Below are 23,066 nucleotides of genomic sequence, written 5' to 3' on the forward strand. Positions count from 1 at the left end.
GTCGCTGCTAGGCAAGAGGGGTTCGCCGCTGGGGTCCGGTTGCGCAGGAGGCTGCGCCCCTGCGGTACGGCTGCGCAGGTGGGTTCGCCGGTAGCCATGGAGCCGAAGGGCGCGCCGGTGTTGAAAAGGAGAACGCGCACAGTGACCGAGGAACGAGGGAACGAGCACGATCGACTGTCGACACCGGGTCTAAGCGCCCGGAGGCGGAAGGGCGGCAAAAAAAGGGGATCGGGGTACGCATAGAAAGGACGGCTCCCCGCAGGGTGAGGATGCGCGAGACGGTTCGCACGACGGTGAGTTCACGCAGGACGGCACCCGCGCAGGGTGAGCATGCGCGAGGCGGTTCGCACCACGGTGAGCCCACACAGGACGGCACCCACCCACGTTCACCCGCAACGCTCAGGCGCCCGAGAGGGCACCCACGCACGATGAACTGGTACGAGACGGCACCCACCACGGTCAACTGACCCGGGAGGGCACGCACCCCTCGGCGATCTCACGCGAGACGGACCCACCCACGGTGAACCGCGCGTGGGAGCCCTCTAACGTCGGCGCACCGCTCGGTAGGAACCGCCTCGCGTCAACTCACCCTGCGCCGTGCCCTCTCGTGCGAGCTCACCGTGGTGCGAGCCGCCTCGCGCATGCCCACCGTGCGAGGAACCGCCTCGCGCATCCTCACCGTGCGTGCGAGCCCTCTTGCGTCAGCTCACCGCGATCCCCTTTTTTTGCCGCCCTCTCGCCTCCGGCGGCTTAGATCCGGTGTCGACGGTCGATCGTGCTCGCTCCCTCGTTCCTCGGTCGCTGTGCGCGTTCTCCCTTTCAACACCGGCGCCGCCTTCGGCTCGCTGGCTACCGGCGAACCCACCTGCGTAAACGCACCCCAGCGGCCAACCCCACCGCGCAGCGGTGCCGTAAGGGCGCAGCCCCTGCGCAAACGCACCCCGGCGGCGCACCCTCCCCCGCAGCCGCACCCCAGCGGCCAACCCCACCGCGCAGCGGTGCCGTAAGGGCGCAGCCCCCTGCGCAAACACACCCCCGGCGGCGCGCCCCGTCATCAACCGGCGGTCGGAGCCCGTTAGTTGCCGTTGGAGTCGCCCGTGATCGAGGAGATTTTGTCGTAGACGGTGCTGACCCAGCCGGAGGAGGCGTCCCAGAGGTTGCGGGTGCTGTTGACCCAGTCGGGGAGGGGGGTGGTGTACCAGACGACGACGAAGATGACGACGATCACGAGGATGACGGTGAGGCAGCCCTTGAGGCAGCCGAGGCCCGGGATCTTCATGGGGTTGGCGCTGCGCTGGCGGGGCTCGCGTTGGCGGGGCTCGGGCGCGGGGGCGGGCGGGCGCTGGGGCTCGTAGCGTTGCGGCTGCGGCTGTTGGTAGCGCGGCTGCGGGGGCTGGGGGCGCTGCTGCTGGGGCTGCTGGTACGGCTGCGCGTAGCCCTGTCCGCCCTGCTGCCCCCGACCCTGGCCCTGGCCCTGGCCCTGGCGACCCTGCCCCTGGCCCTGGTGCGGCTGGCGTGGGGGCTGTTGGGGTTGGGGCTGGGGGCGGCGGCGCGGCTCGCGGCGCAGGGGGTCCTGTTCGGGGGAAAGGTAGCGCAGCTCGGTCTGTTCGTTGCGGTGCCGCAGGGCGCTGAGCTGGGATTCCCACGGGTGCGGGCCCTGGGGGGTGCCGGGGCCCTCGTCCGGGATGGGCGGCAGGACGCGGGTGCCCTCGGCGGCGGCACCGCCGGGGCCGGGGTCGCCGGGCAGTTCGGTGGTGGAGGCGTTCGGGTCGTAGGTGGAAGGCGTCGCGCCCTGGCGGGAGGGCAGCACCTGGGTCGGCTCCGCGTCTCCGGAGGCGGAGGCGGAGCCCTGGCCGGTGCCGGGGACCAGCGTCGGCGTCGCGTCGGGCGCCAGGAGGCCGCCGACGGCGAAGGCCGCCTCGGCCGCGGCGGGCGAGGAGTGCACGCCGATGCCCGCGGCGACCACGCGCAGCGCGCGGGCCAGGTTCTCGGCGCTGGGCCGCTGCCCCGGCTCCTTGCGCAGGCAGCGCTCTATCACCGTCCACAGCGGTTCCGGCACGGTCGTGGGGCGGCGCGGCTCCTGGTTGAGGTGCGCCTGGAGCACTTCGATGGCGCTGTCGCCGCGGAACGGCGGACGCCCGGTGACCAGCTCGTACAGCAGGATGCCCGCGCCGTAGACGTCCACGGCCGAGGTCTGCGGGCGGCCCTGCGCGGACTCCGGCGCGATGTAGGCGGGGGTGCCGACGAATTCGTGGGTACGGGTGAGGCCCGGCGAGTCCGCGAGCCGCGCGATGCCGAAGTCGGTCAGCATCGGGTGCATCTGCGGATTGCCGTCCTCGCCGGTGACCGTGGCGAGCAGCACATTGGCGGGCTTGAGGTCGCGGTGCACGACGCCGTCGGCGTGGCTGGCGGCAAGCGCGTCGGCGACGGCCGCGGTGAGCAGTGCGGCGCCGACCGGGCTGAACGGCCCGTTCTCCCGCAGGTAGCGGTGCAGGTCGGGACCGTCGATCAGGTCCATCACCAGGGCGAGCAGATCGCCCTCGACGACCAGGTCGCGGACCCGGACGATGTGCGGGTGGCGCAGCCGGACCAGCACGGAACGCTCGCGCAGGAAGCGCATCACCACGTCCGGGTCGCCGGCCAGCTCTTCCTTGAGCACCTTGACGGCGACGGCGCTGCCCTGCTCGCCGCGCACCTGGCCACGCCAGACGGTGCCCGTGGCGCCGCGTCCCAGCGGTTCCTCCAGGAGGTACTTGCTGCCTACCGGCCGCACGTCATGCGCTCCCTGCTCCGTAGTGTGTCCGCCCTGACCATGCGCGCCGCCGGCACGTGCGCGGCGGTGCTCATGGCCGTACTCATGGCGGGCTCGCCCTGATTCCGGCCAAGCGTAGTGCCGCCGGGCGGGCCCGCGTCCTGGCCGCGCCACGGGAATCGGCCCGTGCCGCGTTCCGTCCGGCGTTCCGTGCCGTGCCCGGTGTCGCGCCCACGACCCGCCGCCGGCCCGCCGTCGGCCGGACGACGGCCCGGCGACGGCCCGCGGAGGGTCCGGGAACGCCCGAGAACGTCCGAGAACAGTTGTCCGACCTAGGACGCGAGGACCGGGCTGTTGGTTGCGTCACGTGGTGTCACGGGCATGTGCCGTGGCGCGCGGTGAATCGCGTACGGAGGGCCCGCGCCCGGTTTGTGGCGGCGATCGGCCGCGAGCGGCGGCTTTCCGGTCGGATGCGGCGCTCTTTCCGGACGGTTTCCGTCGCGGGATGATCATCTGCCGTACTTTCAAGATCACTCGGGGCGGGACCGGGGACGGGGTGTCAGTGGCGGGTGGGAGGATGCACCCGTACGGTCCGGTTGGGGCAACGGGGGCTCCACCGCTCGTGCTTGTACGTGTCGACGCGCCCGCGCGCGGCCGGGGAGGGGACTTCCCGCCGCGGGTCAGGGCAGAAGGGGAGCGCGGACGAGATGCAGATCCGGCTGACCGTCCTCGGGCCGCGCAGCGGTCGGGCCGTGCGCGCCTGCGACGTGCTCATCACCGCGCCCGCGGGGACCACGCTGGGCGCGGTGGCCGGTGCCCTCGCCTCCGCGGCCGGGTCCGGGCAGCCGGGCAGGTCCGCCGGGGCGTCCGTCGCGCTCTTCGCCGGGACGCTGCGGCTCGCGCCGACCACGCCGCTGGGCGTGCCGCCCCTGGTGGACGGCGCCCTGCTCTCGCTGCACGCGCCCGCGGAGCAGCGCGGCGGCCATGTCGCGGACCACGGTCAGTACGGCCGGTTCGGGCAGTACGGGCAGCCGCCCGCCGAGACGGCCAGGCTGCACGTGGTCGGCGGCCCCGACGCGGGCGGTGTGCACCTGCTCCAGGGCGGCCAGGCCAGGATCGGCCGCTCGGCCGACGCCGACGTGCCGCTCGACGACCCGGACGTCTCCCGTCTGCACTGCGAGGTCGCCTTCGGCGCGGACGGGCTCATCACCGTCGCCGACCTCGACTCGACCAACGGCACCACCCTCGCCGGGCGGCCCGTCGGCCCCCGCCCCCTCGCGCTGCCCCCGGGCGCCCTGCTCCGGATCGGCGAGTCGACGCTCCGCCTGGAGTCGGGAAGCCCCACCGGGCCCTCCGCGCTCGCCGCCGAGCCCGACGCCGACGGGCACCTGCGCGTCTCGCTGCGCGAGCCCTCCGCGCCGCTCCCGGTCGCCGACCCCTCGTCCACCGTCACGCACGGCGCGGGCCTGGCCCTGGGCGCGGCCGTCGACGCAGGCGCGGGTGCCGCCACCGGCCCCGGTGCCTTCGGCGGTACGCGGCCGGACGGCCTCCCCGGCGCGGGTACGTCCGGCACGGCGCACAGCCGTCCCCCGGCGGCGCCCGAGGCCGACGCCTACGGCCGTACGCCCGGCGCCCCGTACGACGCACCGGGCGCCCCCGCCGACGTGTACGGCGACGACGGCGACGAGGACGACGCCCCCCTGGGCAGTGGCCGCCGGGCCACCGGTGAGCGCCGGGCGCCCGGATTCGACAGCGCGCGGCGCCCCGGTGGCGGCGGCGTCGTCGGGTCGATAGGGGCCTGGGCGCGGCGGCGGCTCGGCGCGGCGAAGGGTGTCGCGGACGACGGGGACGGCGGGGAGGCCGAGGCGCTGCGGGAGCGGTGGCCCGATCCCGCGGCCGTCCTGCTGACGGCGCTGGGCCCGGGACGGCGGCTGTGGGAGCGCGGTCCCGGCCATCCGGACGCGCTGACCGTACGGCTGGGGACGGCGGATCTGCCGTCCGAGGACGGGACGCGGCTGCTGACGGCCGTGCCGTTCACCGTGGACCTGCTGGCGCCGCGGACGGCCGCGCTGACCCTGACCGGGCCCCGGCCGCGGCTGGCGGGTCTGGCGCGCGCCGTCCTGGCACAGCTGTGCGCGCTGCACTCCCCCGCCGCTCTTGAGCTGGTGATGCTGAGCGCCGACCGCGCCCGCACCGCCGACCAGCGCGCCGAGGAGTGGTCCTGGCTGAACTGGCTGCCGCATCTGCGCCCCGCGCACGGCCAGGACTGCCGGCTGCTGCTGGCCTTCGACCGGGACCAGGCGGACGCGCGCACCGGCGAGTTGGCGCGTCGTCTGGAGGCGGGTCCGCTGGGCGCGGGCTGGGCCGCCGCGACCCCCGAGGCGGCTTCGGCGGCGGCGGCCTCGTACGAAGGGCCCTTCACGCTCCTGGTGGTGGACGGCGATCCGGGGTCCACGACGCTGCGGCAGACCGTGGCGCGGATCGCCGTCGCCGGCCCCTCGGTCGGGGTGCATGTGCTGTGCCTGGCCGAGAGCGGGGAGCGGCCCGCCGTGGACACCGGGGTGGTGGCCCGGCTGTCGGGCGACGTGGCGACGACGCTGCGGATCGAGCCCGCGGGCCCGGCCGCCGCGAGCGCGCCGCCGGAACCGGCCGCCGACGAGATCGTGCTGGACGCCGTGTCGGCCGCGTGGGCCGAGCATTTCGCGCGCGCCCTGGCGCCGCTGCGCGAGGCCGACGGCGAGGTGTCCGGCGCCCGTTCGCGGCACGCGCTGCCCGGCACCGTACGGCTGCTCGATGAGCTGGACCTGGCGCTGGCCACGCCCGCGAAGATCGCCGACCGGTGGGCGGCGGCCCCCGCGGCGGTCGGGGCGGCGACGGCCGTCCTGGGCGTCGGCGCGGGCGGCCGGGTCGCGGTGGACCTGGTGACCGAGGGGCCGCACGCGATGGTCGGCGGCGCGCCGGGCTCGGGCAAGACGGAGCTGCTGCGGTCGGTCGCGGCGGCGCTCGCGGCGGGCGACCGCCCCGAGCGGCTGTCCCTGGTGCTGGTGGACGGGGCGGGGCAGGACCGCGGCGAGGGCCTGCGCGCCTGCGCCGACCTGCCGCATGTGAGCACGCATCTGGTGGCCTCGGACCCGTTGCGGATGCGGGAGTTCGCGCAGGCGCTCGGCGCGGAGCTGAAGCGGCGCGCGGAGCTGCTCGACGGGCAGGACTTCGCGGCCTGGCACGGGGACCGGCTGGTCGCCGCGACCGTGCCGCACCAAGGCGGCCGGTCCGACGGGCGGAACGAGGCGCGCGCCGGTGAGACGGGGGCGCGCAAGCCCACCGGTCAGGGCGCGGTGACGGCGCGGACCCAGCCCGTGCTGCCCCGGCTCGTGGTGGTCGTGGACGACTTCGACGAGCTGGTCGCGCCCGGTCTCGGCAGCACCGGCAGACCGGCGGCGGGCAGTGTCGTCCGGGCGTTGGAGGCGGTCGCCAGGGAGGGCGCGCGGCTCGGTGTGCACCTCATCGCGTCGACCGGCCGCCCGGAGCGTACGGCGGCCACCGAGGCCGACGAGCGGTCCCGGCTGCGGATCGCGCTGCGCATGCCGGACGCGGAGTCCGCGGCGCTGCTGGTGCATGTCGAGGACCCGGCGGGGCTCGACGACACGGTGCCGGGGCGCGGCTATCTGCGGCGGCCCGGCGGCGCGGTGACGGCGTTCCAGGCGGGCCGGGTCAGCGGCCGTATCCCGCGTACGGCGACGCTCCGGCCGACCGTCGTGGCGCTGGAGTGGGAGCGGATGGGCGATCCTCCGGCCCGCCGCCAGGTCCGCGAGCTGGGCAACGGCCCGACCGATCTCGCCCTGCTGGCCAGTGCCTTGCAGCGGGCGGCGGAGTCGGCGCCCGAGGAGGCGGGCGCGCGCGCCGCGGAAGGCGCCGCGTCCGCGAGCGCGCCGGGTTCCGCCCCCGGCCCGCTGATCTGACATCGCGCGCCCGTCGGACGGCCCGTCGGACGGGCATCCCGCCGAATCCGCCCGTACCGACGCGTCGGAAGCGTCCGAGGCGTCCGCGCGCGGATTTCACGCGGATGCCCTGATCCTGCCCCGTCCGCCAATTCGTACCCGCACGGCGATCCGATTCCGTCCGGCGGGCGGAAACCGTCATTGGTCTGAACCGGTCAGGTGGCCGACGGCGGTCAACTGGCCCGCGTCAGACGGCTGATCTGCGATGTTCCAACGGTCATCGCGCACGCCGTCCGTCGATTCCCGTGCGGATAGGCCGATTTGACGGGGCGTTGGCCAACGCCCCGTCATGCGGCACACCCGTGCCCCGGCATTCGGGAGGCGCGTGACGGACAAGCGGCGATATTCCAACAGCCGTCCCTGTTAAAGCGTTTGGCTCAAGATCACGTCATGGTCACGATAGCTGTCACGGAGCCCCGTACTCCCTTGCGGCTGGGGTTCGCGAAGGCATAGGACAGACGCCACGGGACTGAGGGGATGGCCAGATGCGTACGCTGAAGAATCCGCGCACCAGCCGAAACAACCGCACTACGCGCATAGCGCTCGCCACAGTGACGGCGACCGCGCTGGCGTTGACCGCCGCCGCGTGCGGCGGTGACAGCGACAAGAAGGACGACGGCGGGAAATCGCCGAGCGCGTCCGCCACGAGTTCCGCCTCGGGGGTCAAGCTGCCCGATCTGCACGGGCAGAAGCTCGAAGTGGCCGCCGTGTGGACGGGGCCGGAGCAGAAGAACTTCCAGAAGGTGCTGGACGAGTTCGACAAGCTCACCGGAGCGAAATCGACGTTCGTCCCGACCGGCGACAGCCAGTCCACCTTCCTCGGCACGAAGATCGAGGGCGGCGCCCCGCCGGATGTCGCCTTCCTCGCGCAGAACGGCGTGCTGCACCAATTCGCCGACAAGGGCTGGCTGAAGCCGCTGGGCCCCGAGGCGACCGCGCAACTCCAGAAGAACTTCTCGCCCGGATGGCAGAAGCTCGGGGCGTGGAAGGACAAGCAGTACGGCATCTACGCGAAGGTCTCCAACAAGTCGCTGATCTGGTACAACAGCGCGGCTTTCGAGACCGCGGGCGCCTCGGTGCCCAAGACCTGGGACGACTTCCTGAAGACCGCGGAGACCGTCTTCGAGTCGGGCACCGCGCCGGTCTCGGTGGGCGGCGCTGACGGCTGGACGCTCACCGACTGGTTCGAGAACATCTACCTCTCGCAGGCCGGACCCGAGAAGTACGACCAGCTCGCCGCGCACACCATCAAGTGGACCGACCCGTCGGTGAAGGACGCGCTCACCACGCTCGGGCAGCTCTTCGGCAAGAAGGACCTGCTCGCGGGCGGCAACAGCGGCGCGCTCGCCGCCGACTTCCCGAAGTCGGTGACGCAGGTCTTCACCGGCAACCCGCCGGCCGGCGCGATGGTCTACGAGGGCGACTTCGTCTCCGCGTTCATCGCCGCCAACACCAAGGCGAAGGTGGGCACGGACGCGAAGGTCTTCCCGTTCCCCGCGGTGGGCAGCGGCAAGGCGCCGGTGGTCAGCGGCGGTGACGTGGGCGTGGCGCTGAAGGACAGCCCGGCCGCGCAGGCGCTGCTGACGTACATCGCGACGCCGGAGGCGGCCAAGATCTGGGCGCAGGGCGGCGGTTACCTGTCGCCGAACAAGTCGCTGGACTTCGCGGCGTACCCGGACGACGTGCAGCGGTCCATCGCGCAGGCGCTGATCGCGGCGGGCGACGACTTCCGCTTCGACATGTCGGACCAGGCTCCGGCCGCCTTCGGCGGGACCAAGGGCCAGGGCGAGTGGAAGGACCTCCAGGACTTCCTCTCCAAGCCGTCCGATGTCGCGGGCGTGCAGGCCAAGCTCGAAGCGGACGCCGCCAAGGCGTACGGGAACTGAGGCGAGATGCCCCCGATGGCTGACTCCGCCGCGGGGGCGGGAGGCGGCGGCACCGCTGTGACGGTGCCGCCGCCGCCCGGCCCTCTGCCCGGCCCGCCCGCCAAGGGACCGGGCCGCCGCAGGAGCCTGATGGGCACCCGTCCCTGGGTGGCCGCGCTCTTCCTGCTGCCCGCCCTGATCCTGCTGGGCGCGCTCGTGGTGTACCCGATCGTCTACACCGTCCAGCGCAGCCTCTTCGACGCCGACGGCAGCGCCTTCGTCGGTCTGAAGAACTTCGGCACGGTCTTCACCGACCACGGCATCCTCACGGCCGTGCGCAACAACGCGATCTGGGTGGTGGTCGCGCCGACCGTGGCGACCGCCCTCGGTCTGGTCTTCGCCGTACTCACCGAACGGGTGCGCTGGAGCACGGCGTTCAAGCTGGTCATCTTCATGCCGATGGCCATCTCGATGCTGGCGGCCGGGATCATCTTCCGGCTGGTGTACGAGCAGGACCCGGGGCGCGGCGTCGCGAACGCCGTGGTGGTCGCGGTCCATGACACGTTCACCGACAACGCGGCCTATCCGGGCGCCAGGCCGCGTCCCGGCGGCGATCTCGCGCCGAGCGCGGGCGGTTCCTTCACCACCAAGTCCACGGCCCGGCAGGGCAGTCCCGCGGATCTGCCGCTGATCGGCATCCCGCAGAACAAGCTGCCCTCGAACGCCGTGGACGCCAAGCCCGCGCCGTCGCAGCCGGATTCGGTGACCGGCACCGTATGGCTGGACTTCAGGCCCGGCGGCACCGGGAAGCCCGGTGTGATCGATCCGGGCGAGAAGGCGCTGTCCGGTGTGAAGGTGCAGGCGGTCAAGGACGGCAAGGTGGTGGCGACGGCGAAGTCCGGGAAGGACGGCACGTACAAGCTGCCCGCGTCCGCCGCCGGGGCCCAACTGCGGCTGCCCGCCTCGAACTTCTCCGGCAAGTACAACGGCGTCAACTGGCTCGGCCCGAATCTGATCACGCCGTCGATCATCGGCAGCTACATCTGGATGTGGGCGGGCTTCGCGATGGTGCTGATCGCGGCCGGTCTGGCCGGGGTGCCGCGGGAGCTGATGGAACAGGCGCGGGTGGACGGCGCCAACGAGTGGCAGGTGTTCCGCCGGATCACCGTGCCGCTGCTGGCCCCGGTCCTGGTGGTCGTCACGGTCACGCTGATGATCAACGTGCTGAAGATCTTCGACCTCGTGTACATCATCGCGCCCGGCAACACCCAGTCGGACGCGAACGTCCTGGCCCTCCAGCTCTATCTGTCGTCCTTCGGCGGCGGCGACAACCAGGGGGTGGGCAGCGCGATCGGTGTGATCCTGCTGCTGCTGGTTCTGCCGGTCATGATCTTCAACATCCGGCGGCTGCGCAGGGAGGGACGGCGATGAGCGCGGAATCGGCCGCCATGGCGGGCGGTCCTGAGACGGGCGGCCAGGCGGCGAAGGGCGGCGCGGTGCCCGAGGCCGCGCCGAGGCCGAAGGAGAGTGTGGCCGCGCGGATCGCGGCCCGCGCGAGCGGCGGCCTGGTGCGGGTCTTCCTGCTGGTGGTGGCGCTGTTCTGGCTGATGCCGACGATCGGGCTGCTGCTGTCGTCGCTGCGTACGCCGAGCGACATCTCGGCCAGCGGCTGGTGGAAGGTCTTCACCTCGCCGTCGGAGCTGACGGTCTCCAACTACCGCACGCTGCTGGACAATCACGCGATCACCGACTCGCTGGTGAACACCGCGCTGATCACCGTGCCCGCGACGCTGCTGGTCGTGGTGATCGGCTCGCTCGCCGGTTACGCCTTCGCCTGGATGGAGTTCCCGGGCCGCGACTGGTGGTTCATCGCCGTGGTGGCGATGCTGGTGGTGCCGGTGCAGGTGGCGCTGATCCCGGTCGCGCGGCTCTTCGGCGACATCGGGATCTTCGGTGACATCTCCGGTGTGGTGCTCTTCCACACCGCGTTCGGACTGCCCTTCGCGATCTTCCTGCTCCGCAACTTCTTCGCGGAGATCCCGCGCGAGCTGCTGGAGGCCGCGCGGCTGGACGGCGCGGGCGAGATCCGGCTGTTCGTGCGGGTGGTCATGCCGCTGGGCGGCCCGGCCATCGCGTCGCTGGGCATCTTCCAGTTCCTGTGGGTGTGGAACGACATGCTGGTCGCGCTGATCTTCGCCAACAGCGACGCGCAGCCGATCACGGTCGCCCTCCAGCAGCAGGTACGGCAGTTCGGCAACAACATCGACATCCTGGCGCCCGGCGCCTTCGTGTCGATGGTGGTCCCGCTGGTGGTCTTCTTCGCCTTCCAGCGGCAGTTCGTGTCCGGTGTGATGGCGGGCGCCGTCAAGTAGCCGCCACGGAGCCGTCCAGCGGCCGTCCAACAGCCGCCCGGGAGCCACCGGGGAGCGGCGCACGCGCGGGGCGGCGGGATATTCGGTACGAAACGGGGGGCGTCGGGCGCTTTACACTGACGCCCCCCACACCCGTACCGAACGGACATCCCCCCATGACCATGACCTCCGCCGAGGACCGGCTTCCCGCGCCCACCGAACTGGCCCAGGTCGAGGGCTGGTTCTTCCCCGTCGACCAGGTCCTCTTCGACTGGTTCCTGACCCGGCAGGTCAGCCGCACCGAGCCCGGCGACCTGCTGGAGGTGGGCGCCTATCTCGGCAAGAGCGCCATCTTCATGGGGAGTTACCTGCGCGAGGGCGACACCTTCACCGTCTGCGACCTGTTCGACGCCCCGGCCGAGGACAACGCCAACTCCGCCGAGATGAAGAAGTCGTACCCGACCTTGACCCGTCACTCGTTCGAGGCCAATTACCTCTCCTTCCACGACGAGCTGCCCGAGGTCGTCCAGGGCATGTCCTCGACGGTCAGGGACCGAGTCCAGCCGGTGTCGTGCCGGTTCGCGCACATCGACGCCTCGCACCTGTACGAGCACGTGCACGCCGACATCGAGACCTCGCGCGAGCTGCTGCACCCGCACGGCGTGGTCGCGCTGGACGACTACCGCTCGGCGCACTGTCCCGGCGTGGCCGCCGCCGTCTGGCAGGCGGTCACCTCCGGCGGGCTGCACGCGATCTGCGTGACCGAGAGCAAGATGTACGCCACCTGGGGGGATCCGGCCGAGATCCGCGCGGAGCTGCTGGCGTACGTGTCGGGCCGCGCCGACCTGTGGCACGAGGTGCAGACGGTGGCGGGCGCGCCGCTGCTGCGGGTCAAGGGCGACCGGGACCGTACGGTGTCGCCGTCGCAGCCGCCGTCCCGGCACGCGCCCGCCGCCGCACAAGCCCCTGATCAGACCGCAGGCCAGACCGCGGCCCAGACAGCGGCGCAGACCGCGGAGCACGCCGAATCCGCCGCAGCGCGGACCGCGGGGCCCGCCGGGCGGGCCGAGTCGCAGGCCCCGACGGCCGCCTCCCCCGCCGCCCCCGCGCCGCGCCGCTCCCGGGCGCGCCGTCTGCTGGTCAACGTCCTGCCGCCGATCATCACCAAAGCACTTGTACGGATCCGCGACTCGCGACGCGCCGGAGCGTAACCAGCGGCGCGGCCACGCGTTCCCTGGATATAACGGGCACTCCGCGCGAAAGCCATGGGCGCCCGTGCGCCCCTCGCCCCCGTGTCGAACCTGGATGTGCTGTGCCCCGCTTCAGCGTCGTCGTCCCCGTCTACCAGGTGCAGGCGTATCTGCACGCCTGTCTGAAATCCGTGCTCGACCAGTCCTTCGCCGATGTCGAACTGATCGTCGTGGACGACTGCTCCCCCGACGGCAGCGGCGCCATCGCCGACTCGTTCGCGGCCAGGGACGCCCGCGTCGAGGTGCTGCACCTGCCGGAGAACATCGGCCTCGGCCGGGCCCGCAACGCGGGTCTCGCCCGCGCCACCGGCGACTACGTCCTGTTCCTCGACTCCGACGACACCATGGTCCCCGGCTCGCTGGAGGCCGTCGCCGCCCGGATCGAGCGGACCGGCGAGCCGGACGTGCTGGTCTTCGACTACGCCCGCACGTACTGGAACGGCGATGTCCACCGCAATCAGTTCGCGGCGATCCTCAGCGAGACCGGCCCCGAGGTCTGCACGCTGGACGACCGGCCCGAGCTGCTGCGGCTGATCATGGTGGCCTGGAACAAGGCGTACCGCCGCGACTTCATCGAGAAGTCCGACATCGCCTTCCCCTCGGGCTACTACGAGGACACCCCGTGGACGTACCCGGTGCTGATGGCCGCCGGGTCGATCGCGCTGCTCGACCGGGTCTGCGTGCACTACCGGCAGCGGCGCGGCAGCGGCATCCTGCACACCACCAGCCGGCGGCACTTCGACATCTTCAAGCAGTACGACCTGCTGTTCGCGTTCCTCGACAGCCACCCGGAGCTGGAGCGGTGGCGGCCGGTGCTCTTCCGCCGGATACTGGATCACCTCACCACCGTCTTCAACTTCCCCGACCGGCTGCCGAATTCGTCGCGCCCGGAGTACTTCCGCCGCTGCCGTGCCCAGTACCGGCGGCTGCGGCCGAGCGGTTTCCGGGCCAGTCCCACCGGCCGCAGCGGGGTGCGGTACCTGCTGGTCGCGCTGGGCGCGCGGCGCACCTTCCAGGCGCTCGGCCGGGCGCACCGGCTGCGGCTGCGCGCCACCCACCGGGCGAGGGCGCTGTACGGCAGGCTGCGGACGACGGCGCTGCACGCGCACTACCGGGTGCAGCGGCGGCGCGCGCTCGACCCGGACCTGGCGGTGTTCTCCGCGTACTGGGACCGCGGCTACTCCTGCAATCCGGCGGCCGTCGAGGAGCGGCTGCGCGAACTGGCGCCGCACATGCGGACCGCGTGGGTGACCACCGCGGAGCACGCGCACACCCTGCCGCCGGGCGTACGGCGCCTGGAGCCGGGCTCGGCCGCGTACTGGACGGCGCTGGCCCGCGCCTCGTACCTGGTCAGCAACGTCAACTTCCACCGCAGGTACGCCAAGCGGCCCGGCCAGATCAATGTGCAGACCCACCACGGCACGCCGCTCAAGCACATGGGCATCGACCTCCAGGAGCACCCGGCCGCCGCGGGCACCACCGACTTCGAGCGGATGCTGCGGCACGTCGACCGCTGGGACTACAGCCTCTCGGCGAGCCGCCACTCCACGCTGGTCTGGGAGCGCGCCTACCCGTCGGGCTTCACGGCCCTGGAGTACGGCCAGCCGCGCACCGACATCTTCCACCGGGCCACCGCGCGCGACGTGCTGCGGCTGCGCGACGAACTGGGCATCCCGCGCGAGAGCACCGCCTTCCTCTACGCGCCCACGCACCGCGACTACCAGCGCGGTTACCGGCCCGCGCTCGACCTTGCGCGGATGGCCGACGCGCTGGGCCCCGACGTGGTGCTGCTGCGCCGTACCCACCACTTCTACCCGCCGGGCGACCCGCGCGACGGTCTGGACGACCGGGCCCCGCACCCGCGGGTCATCGACGTGTCGGGGCACCCGTCGGCGGAGGAGCTGTGCCTGGCCTCGGACGGCCTGATCACCGACTACTCGTCGCTGATGTTCGACTACGCGGGCCTCGACCGGCCGATCGTGCTGCACGCCGCGGACTGGGAGACCTACCGGGCCACCCGCGGCGCGTACTTCGACATCACCGCGCACCCGCCGGGCCTGGTGGCGCGCGGCGAGGACGAGTTGACCGACATCCTCGCCACGGGGGCCTGGCGCGGCCCGCGTTCGGCCGAACTGCGGGCCGCCTTCCGGCGCCGGTTCTGTCCCTACGACGACGGGCTCGCCGCCGAGCGCGTGGTGCGCCGGGTGTTCCTGCGCGAGGACGGCGGGCTGCCGCCCGTGATCCCGCCGGAGGACCGGCACCTGGCCCCGCCGCCGTCCCGCGCCCGCGCGCTGGCCCCGCTCGCGGCGGACGCCTCCGATCCGTCCGGCCCGCCGCCGCTGGAGCCCTCGGGGCCCGACCCGCGCAGCCTGTAGCGGCCCCAAGGGCCCCGGCGGCGCGGGCGGTTCACCCGATCGGACCGCTCCCGTGGGCCGGGCGGTTCACGCGATCGGCCTTGGCTCCAGCGGCCCCCGCGCCTCAGCCGAGCGGCCGGCCCCAGCAGCTCCAGCGGCTCCCGCGCCTCAGCCGAGCGGGACCGCCGGGCGCTCCCCCGCCGGTCCCGCCGTCGGGTCCGCGTCCCGCGCACCGGCCGGGGCCGGGGCGGGACGGCGGTCCTGGAGCGGGCGGTACGGCAGCAGCGAGGGCTCGCCGAGCAGCACCCGGCGCACCACGCGCTCGGCGGCGAGCCCGTCGTCGTACGCGCAGAACCGCTGCCGGAAGGCGGCCCGCAGCGCCGCCGCCTCGGGGCCGCGCCAGGCCCCCGTGCGGAAGGCGCGGGCCAGTCCCGCCTCGTCGCCCGCCACCACGCCCGGCGTCTCGCCGTGCCGCCCGGACAGCAGGTCGAAGTAGACGCCGCGGGCGGCGCGGTACGCCTCCCAGTCGGCGGCGTGCACGACGATCGGCCGGTCGAGGTTGGCGTAGTCGAACATCAGCGAGGAGAAGTCGCAGAGCAACGCGTCGGAGGCGAGGCTCAGTTCCTCGACGGACGGGTGCTGCGAGACGTCCATGATGGTGCCCGCCGCGTGCAGCGCCTCGAGCGCGTCGTTCTGCCCGTAGAAGTAGTGGGCGCGGACCATCAGCGTGTAGCCGGGGCCCAGTTCGCGGCAGAGCCGTTCCAGGTCGAGCGGGACGACGAAGGTCCGCTGGTAGTCGCGGTGGGTGGGCGCGTAGAGGATCGCGGTGGTGCCGGGGGCCAGGCCCAGGCTCTCGCGGGCGCGGCGGACCTCGTCGGCGCCCGCGGTGTGGAACACGTCGTTGCGCGGGTAGCCGCTGGGCAGCGTCTCGTAGCCGCTGGGGTAGACCCGCTCCCAGACCTCCGCGGAGTGCTGGTTGGCGGCCAGCGAGAAGTCCCACTGGTCGGCGTGGTCGAGCAGGCGGCCGAAGCTCATGCCCTTGCCGACGGCCGGGCGGGCGCGCAGGTCCATGCCCATGTGCTTGAGCGGTGTGCCGTGGTGGGTCTGGAGGTAGACCTGCTCGGGACGCTTGACGACCTGGCCGGTGAAGTTGGCGTTGTTCACCAGGTACTTGGCGCGGGCCAGCACGTCCCAGTAGCGGCGGGAGTTGACCACGACGTGGTCGACGCCGGGCGGCATCGCCTCGCGGTCCTTCTTGTTGACCACCCACACCCCGCGCAGGTGCGGGGCGATCTCCTGGGCCTTGTAGTAGACGGCCGCCGGGTTGCAGGACACCCCGCGGTTCCAATAGGCCGCATAGACCACGAGGTTGGGGTCGACGGGGCGGCGCAGCCGCAGCCGGTAGTAGCGCTGGTAGACCGCGCGGCCCAGCGCGTTCTTGCGTGCCCTGATCCGGCGGGCCAGCTTGCGCGTCCACGCCTGGCCGCCGAGCGCCGCGCGGTAGCGGCCGTAGCTGCCGGTGCCCGCGGCCCGCAGCCAGCGGCCCTCGTTGCTGTCGGGCGCGGTCCAGCCCGCGGGCCGGTAGCGGCCCAGCAGCCGTCCCGCGCGCCGGACGTACTCCGGCCGGGCGTCGGGAGTCAGCGGCGAGCCGTCCTCGCCGACGGCCGCGAGCAGGACGGCCATCCGCCCGTACAGCGCGGCGCGTTGCTCCCGCTTGCGGTCCTCGGCCTCGTCGCCGCCGTCGATCTCGGCGAACAGCGCCTCGTACCGGTCGAGTACGGCCAGGTGGTGGCGGCCGGGCGTGGTGCCGACGCTGATCCCGCGCCGCTTGCGCCAGCGCACGCCGACCCGGTCCAGGCACGCGATGCCGGTGGCGGCGAGCAGGACGCGGGAGGCGACGGCGACGTCCTCGTACGCGCCCTCGCCGAAGCGGAAGCCGCGCTCCTCCCAAAAGGCGCGGCGCAGCAGCCGGTTCCAGACCGCGGGGTAGGTGCCCAGGCACTCGGGGCGGTCGGACGCGGTGAAGACGGAGTCGCCCGCCTCGCCGAGGAAGTCGGCGTCGTCGCTCTCCTGGATGTTCTCCCAGACGGTGAAGCGCTCGTGGTCGAAGAGCAGCACATCGGGGTCGCCGGTGGCGCGCAGCCGGGCGTCCGCGGCGGCCAGCGTGCCGGGCGTCATCAGGTCGTCGGCGTCCAGGAAGAGCAGGTAGTCGCCGGTCGCGAGGGCCGCGCCCGCGTCGCGCGCCGGTCCCGTGCCGCCGGTGCGGTCCAGCCGCAGCGGCTTGACCCGCGGGTCGGCGGCGGCGAATTCGGCGATGATCGCGCCGCTCGCGTCCGGTGAGGCGTCGTCGACGGCGACGACCTCGACGTCGGTGAAGGACTGCCCGAGCACCGACTCCAGACAGGCGCGCAGGAAGCCCTGGGCGCGGTGGACGGGGACGACGACGGTGATTCGGGGCATGACCATCCTGGACAGATCGAGACGTACCGGTACGGGATAGCGTCCGAGCGTACCAACCGGACACCCTGCGGCGGTTCACCCTTTCGCTCGTTCGGCTCACTCGCGGTGACCGGAAGGCGCTTCGGCGAGTTGAAGGAACGGCATTCGCATGCCGTCGTGCATGTGCCGTCGCGCGCGTGCCGTCATCCGTATGCCGTCGCCGTCCCGGAAGGACCGTTGCCCGCCATGACGCCCCGCCTCACTGTCGTCGTCCCCGTCTACAACGTCGAGCAGTACCTGGAGGAGTGCCTGCGGTCGATCGCGGCGCAGACCTTCACCGACCTCGATGTGGTGATGGTCGACGACGGATCGACGGACTCGGGCCCCGAACTGGCCCAGGCGTTCGCCGACCGCGACCCGCGCTTCCGGCTGGTCGCGCAGCCCAACGGCGGCCTCGGCCACGCCCGCAACACCGGGGCGCGGAACGCGGCGCCGCAGACGTCGTACCTGACCTTCGTGGACAGCGACGACGTGCTGCCGCCGCGCGCGTACGAGAAGCTGGTCGGCCTGCTCGACCAGTCGGGCTCCGACTTCGCGACCGGCAACGTCTACCGGCTCACCCCGCAGGGCCGCAGCCAGGCGTGGCAGCACCGGGGCATGGACAAGACCGTGCGGCGCACGCACATCACCCGTGACCTGGGCCTGCTGTCCGACCGGGTGGCGTGGAACAAGGTCTTCCGCCGCTCCTTCTGGGACAAGCACCAACTGGCCTTCCCCGAGGGCGTGCTGTACGAGGACACGCCGCTGACCATTCCGGCGCACTTCCTCGCCGACGCCGTGGACGTGCTGCACGAGCACGTCTACTACTGGCGGATCCGCGAGGGCTCGATCACCCGCCGCCGCACCGACGTCAAGGGCGTACGCGACCGGATCGCGGCCGTCGACGGGGTCTCGCGGTTCCTGGCCGACCCGGCCAACACCCGCTGGAGCAAGCACAAGCGGGACTACGACCGGTCGGTGCTCACCGACGACCTGCTGTACTTCATCGAGGCCCTGCCGATGGCGGGACCGGAATACCACCAGGTCTTCCTCGACCGCGTCCGCGACTACCTCGGCCGCGTCGACCCGACGCTCTTCCCCGCGCTGCCCGCCGAACTGCGCATCCGCTGGGAGCTGATCAGGGAAGGGCGGCTGGCGGACCTGCTGGAGGTGCTGGCGCACGAACAGCACGGCGGGCGCACCGTGTTCGACATCGCGGGGCCGCCGCTGCGCAAGCGCGCGGTGGTCGTGCGCGGCGACGGCTCGCCCGTGCCGCTGCCGCGCGCGGTGACCGCCATCGGCACGAAGGACCTGCCGGTCGTCGCCCGGCTCAGCCAACTGGAGTGGCGCGACGGCAAGTTGATCCTCCGGGGCCACGCGTATGTGCGCAATGTGGACGCGGGCGCGCGCCGCACCTCGCTCAAGACGGCCGTGCTGATGTCCGGGCGCCGCAAGCTGCTGCTGCCGGTGCGGACCGTGCGGGTCCCCGAAGTGACCGACGGCGGACCGCAGGAGCGGCACTCGTACGACTGGTCCGGCTTCGAGATCACCGTCGACCCCAAGCGGCTGCGGGGCAAGGAGGGCTGGACGGCCGGGCAGTGGCGGCTCGGGATCGTCGTGGCGGCGGGCTCGGTGGTCCGCCCCGCGGCGCCGCGCGCCGACGACGCGGGCGCCGGGTCCTCGCCCGTCCCCTTCCCGCTGGACGACGACACCCGGCTCGTGCCCTGGTACAAGGACGGCCGGCTGCACCTGTCGGTCGAGCCGGTCACCCGCCGGATCACCGGTCACCGGGCGGACGGCGACGGCGGGGTCGTCTTCGAGATCGCCGTCCGCGACCGCAAGCCCCCGGTCGCGCTGCGGGCCACGCAGCAGACGACGGGCGCGGCCTTCGACTACCCGCTGACCGCCGACGCGGAGAGCACCGGCATCGACGGCTGGACGCGGCTGACGGCGCGCCTGGTCCTGGCCGACCTCGCGGGGGCGCGCCCCGACGTCGAGGGGCTGCCCAAGGAGGTCGCGCCGGAGACGGCCGCGGCCTGGTCGTTCGAGGCGGTCTTCGCCGACGGCGGCACCGCGCGGATCGCCGCCGACGGGCCGCTGCCGCAGGGGCGTTACGACCTCGGCGGCGACGCGCTGCTGGCCGGGGCCCGGCGCGAGCTGGTCGTCGACGCCACCGCGGCGGGCAATCTGCTGCTGCGCGACCGTACGCCCCAGCCGCTGGCCACCCATGTGGCGCGCGCCACCAACGGCACCCTCCTGGTCACCGGTGAACTCCCCGCCGACACCCCGCCCCCGGCCCGGCTGGTCCTGCGGCACGGCACGTACGCGGCCGAGGTCGGCGTCGAGGTGACGCTGGCGGCCAAGGGCGCGGATTCCACTGCCGCCGAGGCGGCGGGGGCCGGGGTCGCCGGGGCCGCTGCGGCAGCGGGGGACGACGCCCCGGTCGCGGCGGGAACCCCGGCGCAGGCCGTGGCCGGAACGGCGTCTGCCGTGGCGGCGGAGGGAGCCGCGGGGCGGGGCCCGGCCGGCCCCGTACGCCGGTTCAGCGCCGCGCTGGACGTGTCGGCGCTGCCGCACGCAGGACGCTGGTATCTGCACCTGCGGGCGGCGGACGGCGGCGACGCCCCGGTGCGGATCGCGCGGGAGGCATTCGCCGAGCTGCCGCTGCGGCTCCCGGCGGCGCCGGGCGCGCGGCCGGTGACGGTCGACCGGCGGTTCCACGACCACCTGTTCGTGGCGGCCGGATCGCCGGTGCCCGCGGCGGACCGCGGCCCGTACCGGCAGCGGATGCTGCGCGAGCGGCGCTATCCGGTGCTGCTGCGCCGCCCGTTGGCCGACACCGTCCTCTACAGCAGCTTCGACGGCCGCGACTGCGCGGACTCGCCGCGCGCCGTCCACGACGAACTGGTGCGCAGGGGCGCCCCGTTCGACCATGTGTGGGTGGTGCGCGATCACACCGTGGCGGTGCCCGCGACCGCCCGCGCGGTGCTGCGCGGCAGCGACGACTGGTACGAGGCGCTGGCCCGCGGCCGCCATGTGGTGACCAACACGCATCTGCCCGCGTGGTTCCGCCGCCGCGAGGGCCAGCGGGTCGTCCAGACCTGGCACGGCGCGCCCGTGAAGCGGATCGGCCAGGACCTGGCGGGCACGCTGTGCGCCGACCTCACCCACATGTGGCCGCAGCCGAGCCTCGGCCACCAGTGGAGCGTGCTGCTCTCCCCCAACTCGCAGAGCACCCCGGTCCTGCGCCGCGCCCTCGACTTCGACGGCGAGGTCGCCGAGACCGGGCTGCCCCGCACCGACCTGCTCAGCGGCGAGGACCGCGACAAGGTGCGCGAGGAGGTACGGGCCAGGCTCGGCCTGCCGCCCGGCCGCACGGTCGTGCTGTACGCGCCGACGGTCCGCGACGACGAGGCGTACGACGCCGAGCACGCCCGGCTGCACCTGCCGCTCGACCTGGCGGCGATGGCGGCGGAGCTGACCACCAGCCATGTGCTGCTGGTCCGCTCGCACCCGCTGGTCGCCGACACCCTCCCGGCGGTGCCCGGCGGCTTCGTGCGGGACGTCTCCGCCCACCCCGACCTCGCGGAGCTGCTGCTCGTCGCCGACGTGCTGGTCACCGACTACTCCTCGGTGCTCGCCGACTTCGCGGTCACCGGCCGCCCGGTGCTGCTGTTCACGCCCGACCTGCCGCACTACCGCGACACGCTGCGCGGCTTCACCTTCGACTACGAGGCCCAGGCGCCGGGGCCGCTGCTGCGCACCACGGACGAGCTGACCGCCGCGCTGCGCGCCCCGGAGGCCGCCGTCCGGGGCCGCGCCGACGCCTACGCGGCCTTCCGCGCCGCCTTCTGCCACCTGGACGACGGAGGGGCCGCCGCCCGCGTGGCGGACCTGATGCTCGGCTGACCCCCTGACACCCTGACCGAACCGCCGCCGGAACACGGAGCTTGTCATGACATCGAGCGAATTGGCCCCCGCCGCACACCGGCCGCGGCCGCACGACCGCACCCTCCTCAAGGCCGCGCCTTGCCGTCACTGACGACCGGAGAGGTCACCGCGGGCGACGGCGCGGGCGACGAGCCGGGGGCCGGTACGGCCGACGGCGCCGCGGTCGCGGCCGGGCGGGCCGGTCTGCCCGCCCGGCTGCTGGAACGGGCGCGGGCCTGGCGGGTGACGCCGTACGCCGTCGTCGGGACGCTCTTCTGGCTGGTGGTCGCCGCGGCGGCCTGGCGTACGCCGATCGCCTCGGACTTCGGGCAGCACGCCTCGGCGGTGGAGCGGGTCAAGGCCGACTGGCGGCACCCGGCCAATCCGCTGCTCGACCTGCCGGGCACCGGCAGCCCGTACTTCTCGCCGTACATCGTGGCGCTCGGCCTGATCGCGCGGGCCACCGGCGCCGCCGGGCGGGAGGTCGTGCGCTGGTGCGGCCCGGTGAATCTGGCGGTGCTGGTCACCGGCGTCGGCGTGTACGCGCGGACGCTGAGCAGACGGCCGATGGCGCCGGTCTACGCGCTGCTGGCCTTCACCCTGCTGTGGGGCGTGCAGGGCAAGGAGTGGAGCGGCTTTTGCGGGGTGTGGTCGCTGACCCGCGGCGCCTCGTACCCGAGCGCCTTCGCGGTCGGCGTCACCTTCCACCTGTGGGCGCTCACCGACCGGCTGGCGCGCCGCCGTACCACCGGCTGGGCCGGTTACGCCCTGCTGGGCGTGGCCTGCGGGCTGCTGCTGCTCATCCACCCGATCACCGCGCTGGCCGCGGCCGTCGGGATCGTGGCGGTGCTGACGGCCCGGCAGCGCGGCTGGTCGCGGCGGGTGACGGCGCGCTGGCTGCTGGCGGGCGCGCTCGCGCTGCTGGTGGCCGTGGCGTGGCCGTACTACGACGTGTTCTCGCTGGCCGGTGACACCACGGTCGACGCGGTGCACAAGCGGCTCTACATCCACCCCTGGCAGTGGTACGGGCTGGCGCTCGTCGGCCTCCCGCCGCTGCTGCTGCGCGCCCGGCGCGGCGTCCGCGACCCGCTGGTCCTGATGTTCGCCGCCTTCTGCCTGATCGTCGCCTACGGGTGGGTGAGCGGGCACTACACCTACGGGCGGGTCTTCGCTCTGCTGCTCGTGCCGCCGCAGTTCGCGCTCGCCGTGGAACTGGCCTCGATCCCGCCGTGGACCCGGCTGCGCGCGGTGCTCGCGCCCGTGGCCGCCGTCGCGCTCTGCTTCGGCGTGGCCGCGCAGATCGGCGCCGTCGTGCCGCAGCGCTTCCTGCCGGTGACCGTCGACCACCCGGTGCGCTGGCCGGGGTACGGCTGGGCCGCGGACCGCATGCCCGCCGACGCGGTGGTCCTCACCGACGGGTACTACGCCACGCACGTCCTGCCTGCCTACGGCTTCTTCCTGGTCGCCCCCACCTGGCCCGACCCCTCCACCCCGGCCGCCGAACGCGACCGCAGATTCGCCGCCGTGCGCACGTATCTGGACCCGAAGTCGACGGCGGCGCAGCGCGCCGCGGTCCAACGGCGGTACGGGGTCGGCTGGTTGCTGCTGACGAAATATCAGAAGGTGCCGCCCGGCGGGACCTTGGTGGCGACGGGGACCAGGACGGGTGACCGGCTGGTGCGGCTGGCGCCGGTGCCGGGCGAGTCCTGAGGCGGATACGGGGCGAGGCCCGATGCCGTTCCGGCCTCCGGCCCGGGGCCGTCCTCGGCGGGTGATGTCACCGAACGGCACCAAGGCGTCAGCGGGTTCGATACGACGTCCGCGCCTCGTACACACCCCCGGTAGCATCGTGCCCCGTTCGCCTACCGGGGGGTGCCCGAAATCTCCAGTCACGACAGCAGTTCGAGCGGTGGCCCGGCGCCGGGCGCGGGTGCGGGTCCGGTGCCGGGCGCGGGAGCGGTGCCGGTGCCGGGCGCGGGAGCGGTGCCGGGTGCGGGTCCGGTGCCGGGCGCGGGAGCGGGTCCGGTGCCGGGCGCGGGAGCGGGTCCGGTGCCGGGCGCGGGAGCGGGTCCGGTGCCGGGCGCGGGA

General features: G+C 73.7%; 11 protein-coding genes. 8 read left to right on the plus strand and 3 right to left on the minus strand.

Annotation, left to right across the window (positions count from 1 at the left end; genetic code table 11):
* Positions 1–1,075 precede the first annotated feature (1,075 nt).
* On the minus strand, positions 1,076–2,773 hold the full coding sequence (locus tag ACIP4Z_RS04450; protein WP_355342955.1) for a protein kinase domain-containing protein: 1,698 nt from the start codon (positions 2,771–2,773) through the stop codon (positions 1,076–1,078).
* A gap of 686 nt (positions 2,774–3,459) precedes the next feature.
* On the opposite strand from ACIP4Z_RS04450, the gene ACIP4Z_RS04455 reads away from it, so the two are divergent.
* The 6 genes from ACIP4Z_RS04455 to ACIP4Z_RS04480 all read left to right on the plus strand — a co-directional run bounded on the left by ACIP4Z_RS04455 (position 3,460) and on the right by ACIP4Z_RS04480 (position 14,591).
* Positions 3,460–6,711 carry an FtsK/SpoIIIE domain-containing protein gene (locus ACIP4Z_RS04455; protein WP_401304958.1) on the plus strand — a complete coding sequence of 1,084 codons (3,252 nt, stop codon included), beginning with the start codon at positions 3,460–3,462 and terminating at the stop codon, positions 6,709–6,711.
* A gap of 524 nt (positions 6,712–7,235) precedes the next feature.
* Positions 7,236–8,636, plus strand: coding sequence for an extracellular solute-binding protein (locus ACIP4Z_RS04460; RefSeq protein WP_355342949.1), 1,401 nt, complete (start codon positions 7,236–7,238; stop codon positions 8,634–8,636).
* Positions 8,637–8,651: 15 nt separating this feature from the next.
* The gene (locus ACIP4Z_RS04465) at positions 8,652–10,046 is read left to right on the plus strand and encodes a carbohydrate ABC transporter permease (protein ID WP_401304960.1); all 1,395 of its coding nucleotides are present in this window, start codon (positions 8,652–8,654) and stop codon (positions 10,044–10,046) included.
* 17 nt (positions 10,047–10,063) lie between these two features.
* Positions 10,064–10,987, plus strand: coding sequence for an ABC transporter permease subunit (locus ACIP4Z_RS04470; protein ID WP_391052571.1), 924 nt, complete (start codon positions 10,064–10,066; stop codon positions 10,985–10,987).
* Positions 10,988–11,148: 161 nt separating this feature from the next.
* On the plus strand, positions 11,149–12,177 hold the full coding sequence (locus tag ACIP4Z_RS04475) for a class I SAM-dependent methyltransferase (protein WP_401305061.1): 1,029 nt from the start codon (positions 11,149–11,151) through the stop codon (positions 12,175–12,177).
* 101 nt (positions 12,178–12,278) lie between these two features.
* On the plus strand, positions 12,279–14,591 hold the full coding sequence (locus ACIP4Z_RS04480; protein ID WP_401304962.1) for a CDP-glycerol glycerophosphotransferase family protein: 2,313 nt from the start codon (positions 12,279–12,281) through the stop codon (positions 14,589–14,591).
* A 147-nt stretch (positions 14,592–14,738) separates the two neighbouring features.
* On the opposite strand, the gene ACIP4Z_RS04485 is transcribed toward ACIP4Z_RS04480, so the two are convergent.
* Positions 14,739–17,030, minus strand: coding sequence for a CDP-glycerol glycerophosphotransferase family protein (locus ACIP4Z_RS04485; RefSeq protein WP_401304964.1), 2,292 nt, complete (start codon positions 17,028–17,030; stop codon positions 14,739–14,741).
* 225 nt (positions 17,031–17,255) lie between these two features.
* Here ACIP4Z_RS04485 and ACIP4Z_RS04490 point away from each other — a divergent pair, with 225 nt between their 5' ends.
* Both ACIP4Z_RS04490 and ACIP4Z_RS04495 read left to right on the plus strand, forming a co-directional pair.
* Positions 17,256–20,957 (plus strand): CDP-glycerol glycerophosphotransferase family protein, encoded by a 3,702-nt coding sequence (locus tag ACIP4Z_RS04490; protein WP_401304966.1) that lies wholly within the window; start codon positions 17,256–17,258, stop codon positions 20,955–20,957.
* 120 nt (positions 20,958–21,077) lie between these two features.
* The gene (locus tag ACIP4Z_RS04495) at positions 21,078–22,688 is read left to right on the plus strand and encodes a hypothetical protein (RefSeq protein WP_391163992.1); all 1,611 of its coding nucleotides are present in this window, start codon (positions 21,078–21,080) and stop codon (positions 22,686–22,688) included.
* A 179-nt stretch (positions 22,689–22,867) separates the two neighbouring features.
* Here ACIP4Z_RS04495 and ACIP4Z_RS04500 read toward each other — a convergent pair.
* Positions 22,868–23,066: hypothetical protein (locus ACIP4Z_RS04500; RefSeq protein WP_401304968.1), on the minus strand; the 199-nt coding region annotated here is incomplete at its 5' end.

The organism is Streptomyces sp. NPDC088910, assembly GCF_044749865.1.
In the GTDB taxonomy this organism is placed as follows: domain Bacteria; phylum Actinomycetota; class Actinomycetes; order Streptomycetales; family Streptomycetaceae; genus Actinacidiphila.

Excerpts from the sequence above, each read along its gene's own strand:
- ACIP4Z_RS04455 (WP_401304958.1), top strand. The coding sequence starts at position 3,460 with ATGCAGATCCGGCTGACCGTCCTCGGGCCGCGCAGCGGTCGGGCCGTG.
- ACIP4Z_RS04485 (WP_401304964.1), bottom strand. The coding sequence starts at position 17,030 with ATGCCCCGAATCACCGTCGTCGTCCCCGTCCACCGCGCCCAGGGCTTC.
- ACIP4Z_RS04490 (WP_401304966.1), top strand. The coding sequence starts at position 17,256 with ATGACGCCCCGCCTCACTGTCGTCGTCCCCGTCTACAACGTCGAGCAG.
- ACIP4Z_RS04470 (WP_391052571.1), top strand. The coding sequence starts at position 10,064 with ATGGCGGGCGGTCCTGAGACGGGCGGCCAGGCGGCGAAGGGCGGCGCG.
- ACIP4Z_RS04475 (WP_401305061.1), top strand. The coding sequence starts at position 11,149 with ATGACCTCCGCCGAGGACCGGCTTCCCGCGCCCACCGAACTGGCCCAG.
- ACIP4Z_RS04465 (WP_401304960.1), top strand. The coding sequence starts at position 8,652 with ATGGCTGACTCCGCCGCGGGGGCGGGAGGCGGCGGCACCGCTGTGACG.
- ACIP4Z_RS04460 (WP_355342949.1), top strand. The coding sequence starts at position 7,236 with ATGCGTACGCTGAAGAATCCGCGCACCAGCCGAAACAACCGCACTACG.